This window comes from Streptomyces marinisediminis, assembly GCF_026262575.1.
GTDB classification, from domain to species: Bacteria; Actinomycetota; Actinomycetes; order Streptomycetales; family Streptomycetaceae; genus Streptomyces; species Streptomyces marinisediminis.
The window spans coordinates 1-5,489 of the sequence record NZ_JAPKFL010000058.1; the positions used below are offsets into that span (position 1 = coordinate 1).

Here is a 5,489-nt window from a genome sequence, read left to right on the forward strand (position 1 = left end):
CGCGAGACGGTGGAGTTCGAGCAGGCCACCCGCACCGCCCTGACCGCGGGCCACACCCTGTTCGTCGAGGTCAGCCCGCATCCCGTGCTCGCGCTCGGCCTCCAGGGCACGATCGAGAACGCGGGCGCCGAGGCGGCGACGGTGGGCACACTGCGCCGGGACCAGGGTGGCTTGGACCGGGTGGTGGCCTCGGTGGCCGAGGCGCACGTGCACGGGGCGGCGGTGGACTGGCACGCGGTGTTCGAGGGGACCGGCGCGCGCCGTACGGGGCTGCCGACGTACGCGTTCCAGCGCGCCCGCTACTGGCCCGAGACGCCCGCGCTCACCGCCCCGGGCGACGCGGTGGACCCCGAGGACGCCGAGTTCTGGGGCGCCGTCGAGCAGGGCAACCTCGACGCCCTGGCGTCGGCGCTGGACGACGCCGACGTGGAGCCGCTGCGGGCCGCGCTGCCCGCGCTCGCCGCGTGGCGCCAACGCCGCCGGGAGAGCTCCGTCATCGACTCCTGGCGCTACCGCGTCACCTGGAAGCCGGTCACCCCCGCCGCCGACGCGCGGCTGGACGGCACCTGGCTGCTCGTCGTCCCGGACGCGTCCCCCGGCGCCGCGCTGGCCGACACGCTGGCCGACGCCCTGACCCGGCACGGCGCGCGGGTCACCACGGTCACCGTGCCCGTGGACGCCGACCGGGAGGCGCTCGCCGCGCACCTGGACGGCGTCGAGGACGCCACCGGCGTGCTCTCCCTGCTCGCGCTCTCCGACGCGCCGCCGCACCCCGACCACGCGGCCGTCCCGGCCGGGCTGGCCGCGACCGTCACGCTGCTCCAGGCCCTCGCGGACCGCCAGGCCACCGCCCGGCTGTGGACGCTCACGTGCGGCGCCGTGTCCGTCGGGGCCGCCGACCGGCACACCGACCCGGCGCAGGCGGCCGTGTGGGGCCTCGGCCGGGTGGCGGGCCTCGAACTGCCCGACGGCTGGGGCGGTCTGATCGACGTTCCGGCCCGCCTGGAGGACCGCGCCGCCGCGCGGCTGTGCGGCGTGCTCGCGGCCGGAGGGGAGGACCAGCTCGCGGTGCGCGACTCCGGGGTGCGGGTCTGCCGCCTGGTCCGCGCCCCGCTCGGCGGGCGGCCCGGGCGCCGGGAGTGGACGCCGCGCGGCACGGTGCTCGTCACCGGCGGCACCGGCGCCGTCGGCGCCCACGTCGCCCGGTACCTGGCCGCCGAGGGCGCGGAGCACCTGGTGCTCACCAGCCGGCGCGGGCCGGACGCGCCGGGCGCCGACGCGCTGCGCGATGAACTCACCGCGCTCGGCGCCCGTGTCACCCTGGCCGCCTGCGACGTGGCCGAGCTGGCCGAGGTGCGCGCCCTGGTCGGCGGGTTGCGCGAGGCGGGCGAGACGGTCACCGCCGTCCTGCACGCGGCCGGTGCCGACCGCGCCGGGGAACTCCTCGCGCTGGACGCCGCCGACCTGCACGACGTCCTGGCCGCCAAGACGCTCGGCGCCGCCCACCTCGACACCGTCTTCGGCACGCCCGAGGACGCCGCGTCGCTGGACGCCTTCGTGCTGTTCTCCTCCAACTCCGGCGTGTGGGGCAGCGGCGGACACGCCGCCTACGCCGCGTCCAACGCCTACCTCGACGGCCTCGCCACCCGCCGCCGCGCCCGTGGCCTGGGCGCGACCTCCGTCGCGTGGGGCGCGTGGGAGGGCGGCGGCATGGCCGGCGGCGACGCCGGTGTGCGGCTGGCCCGCCGGGGCCTGGCCGCGATGCCCGCCGAACTGGCGCTCACGGCGCTGCGCCAGGCCGTCGAGCACGACGAGACGACGGTGAGCGTGGCCGACGTGGACTGGGACCGCTTCGTCCCCGTCTACGCGCTCGCCCGCCCCCGTCCGCTCGTCGGCGACATCCCCGAGGCCGCGCGCGTCCTCGGCGCGGAGGACGACCGCGCCCGCGCGGACCGCGACGGGGCCGCCGACCCCACCGGCCTGCGCGGCCGCCTGCGCGGGCTGCCCGCCGCCGAGCGCGAGCGTGCCCTGCTGGACCTGGTGCGCGCGGAGGCCGCCGCCGTCCTCGGCCACCCCGGTCCCGACGCCGTCCCGCCCGCCCGCGCCTTCAAGGAACTGGGCTTCGACTCGCTGACCGCCGTCGAGCTGCGCAACCGGCTGGCCACCGCCACCGGACTCGGCCTGCCCGCCACGCTCGTCTTCGACCACCCCGACGCCGCGCGCCTCGCCGCGCACCTGGGCACCGCCCTCCTGGGCGACGCGCAGGACGCGCGGACCGCGCCGGACGGGTACCGTGCGGCCTCCCCGGCCGGGTCCGAGGAGCCGGTGGCGATCGTCGGCATGGCCTGCCGCTACCCCGGCGGCGTCAACTCGCCCGAGGACCTGTGGCGGCTGGTGGCCGCCGGCACCGACGCCATGTCCGCCTTCCCCGCCGACCGGGGCTGGGACCTGGACGTCGTCTACGACCCCGACGGGCGGCCGGGCACCTCCTACGTCGCCGAGGGCGGCTTCGTCACCGACGCGGGCGCCTTCGACGCCGACTTCTTCGGCATCTCCCCGCGCGAGGCCCTCGCCATGGACCCGCAGCAACGACTGCTGCTGGAGGCGTCCTGGGAGGCGCTGGAGCGCGCCGGACTCGACCCCGAGGCGCTGCGCGGCAGCCGGACCGGCGTGTACGCGGGCACCAACGGGCAGGACTACATGCCGCTGCTCATGTCCTCCGCCGACAGCGCGGACACCACCATGACCAGCAACGCGGCCAGCGTCCTGTCCGGGCGCGTCTCCTACACCCTGGGCCTGGAGGGCCCGGCGGCCACCGTCGACACCGGCTGCTCGTCCTCGCTGGTCGCCCTGCACCTGGCGGCGCAGGCGCTGCGCAACGGCGAGTGCGAGCTCGCGCTCGCCGGCGGCGTCACCGTCATGGCCACGCCCATGTCCTTCACCGAGTTCAGCCGCCAGCGGGGGCTCGCGGCCGACGGGCGGTGCAAGTCCTTCGCCGACGCCGCCGACGGCACCGGATGGGGCGAGGGCGTCGGCATGCTCGTCGTGGAGCGCCTGTCCGACGCGCGGCGCAACGGGCACCCCGTGCTCGCCGTGGTGCGCGGCTCCGCGATCAACCAGGACGGCGCCAGCAACGGGCTCACGGCGCCCAACGGGCCGTCCCAGCAGCGCGTCATCCGCGAGGCGCTGGCCGCCGCGGGGCTGCGCACCGGCGACGTCGACGTGGTGGAGGCGCACGGCACCGGCACGCGGCTGGGCGACCCGATCGAAGCGCAGGCGCTGCTCGCCACCTACGGTCAGGAGCGCGCCGAGGGGCGGCCGCTGTGGCTGGGCTCGGTGAAGTCCAACCTCGGCCACACGCAGGCGGCGGCCGGTGTCGCGGGCGTGCTGAAGATGATCATGGCGATGCGGCACGGGGTGCTGCCGAAGACGCTGCACGTGGACGCGCCGTCGTCCAAGGTCGACTGGTCGGCGGGCGCGGTGGAGCTGCTGACCGAGGCCCGGGAGTGGCCCGCCGCGAGCGGGGCCCCGCGCCGTGCCGCCGTCTCCTCCTTCGGGGTCAGCGGCACGAACACGCACGTGATCCTGGAGGAGCCGGAGGTCGAGTCGGCCGAGTCGGCCGCGCCTGCCGCTCCGACCGCCGTCGACGCCGCGCCCGCGGTGGTGCCGTGGGTGTTGTCGGCGAGGTCCGCGCAGGCGTTGGCCGGGCAGGCGGGGCGGTTGCTGGAGCGGGTGGACTCACTCGGGTCGCCGGTGGATGTGGGGTGGTCGCTGGCGGTGTCGCGGTCGGTGTTCGAGCACCGTGCGGTGGTGGTCGGTGCCGACCGGGCCGGGCTGCTGGCCGCGGTGGCACAGGGGCAGGCTCCGGCGGGTGTGGTGACCGGGCAGGCGAGCGGCGGTCGTGCCGCGTTCCTGTTCTCGGGCCAGGGTTCGCAGCGGGCCGGGATGGGCCGGGAGCTGTATGACGCCTTCCCGGTGTTCGCGGATGCCTTCGACGCGGTGTGCGCGGAGCTGGACGGCCACCTGGACGCCTCCGTCCGCGAGGTGGTCTTCGAGGGCTCGGAGCTGCTGGACCAGACCCAGTACACGCAGGCCGGGTTGTTCGCGCTGGAGGTGGCGCTGTTCCGGCTGCTGGAGCACTGGGGGGTGGCCCCGGACTACCTGCTGGGGCACTCGATCGGTGAGGTGGCCGCCGCGCATGTGGCGGGGGTGTGGTCGCTGGAGGACGCGGCCCGGCTCGTGGCCGCACGCGGTAGGTTGATGCAGGCGCTTCCGTCCGGTGGGGCGATGATCGCCGTGCAGGCCACCGAGGAGGAGACCACCGCGCTGCTGGCCGACGGGGTGTCGATCGCCGCCGTCAACGGACCCACCTCCGTGGTCGTCTCCGGTGACGAGGAAGCCGTCACCGCCATCGCCGCGCAGTTCGGGAAGTCCAAGCGGCTCAACGTCAGCCACGCCTTCCACTCCCCGCGCATGGACCCGATGCTGGAGGAGTTCCGCGCGGTCGCCGAGAGCCTGACCTACCACGCTCCGCGCATCCCGGTCGTCTCCAACCTGTCCGGTGATCTCGCCGGGGAGGAGCTGGCCACCGCCGACTACTGGGTGCGGCACGTCCGGGAAGCCGTCCGCTTCCACGACGGGGTGCGGAGCCTGACGGCCCACGGCGTCACGACCTGCCTGGAGCTGGGCCCCGGCGGCGTCCTGACCGCGATGGGGCAGGAGTGCGCCGCCGAGGCGGCCGACGCGGTGGACCCGGCCGACGCGGCCTTCGTGCCCGCGCTGCGCAAGGGCCGTGCCGAGGCCGAGGCCCTGGTCACCGCGCTCGCGGAACTTCACGTGCGCGGCACCGCCGTGGGCTGGGACGCCTACTTCGCCGGGACCGGAGCCCGCCGCGTCGACCTGCCCACCTACGCCTTCCAGCACGCGACCTACTGGCCGAGGCGCTTCGACCGCACCGGGGACCTCTCCGGCGCCGGGCTCCGCACGTCCGAGCACCCGCTGCTGGTCGGCTCGGTGGCGCTGGCCGGGGAGGACGTGTCGCTGTTCACGAGCCGGATCTCCCTGGAGTCGCACCCCTGGCTCGCCGACCACACCGTCCTGGGGTCGGTGCTATTGCCGGGCACGGCCTTCGTCGAACTGGCCCTGCACGCGGGGGAGCGCGTCGGCTGCGGGGTGCTGGAGGAGCTGACCATCCAGGCCCCGCTGGTGCTGCCCGAGCGCGGCGCCCGCGTCCTGCAGATCGTGGCGGGCGCCGCCGGTGCGGACGGCGGCCGTCCCCTCACCGTGCACTCGCGCCCCGCCGACGCCCGGACCGACGCCGGGACCGACGTCGACGACGCGGCGGACTGGGTCCTGCACGCCTCCGGCGTCGTGGTGCCCGGTGAGGGCCGCGCCGCCGAGTCGGCCGCGGGGCTGGTCGCCTGGCCGCCGGCCGGCGCGGAGCCCGTGTCGGTCGAGGGCATGTACGACTTCCTCGGCGGCATCGGTTT

The 5,489-nt window shown here is 76.7% G+C and carries 1 protein-coding gene; it reads left to right on the forward strand.

Going from position 1 to position 5,489, the window contains the following annotated elements:
- Positions 1–5,489: type I polyketide synthase (locus tag OSB71_RS23915; protein WP_265950893.1), on the forward strand; the 5,489-nt coding region annotated here is incomplete at both ends.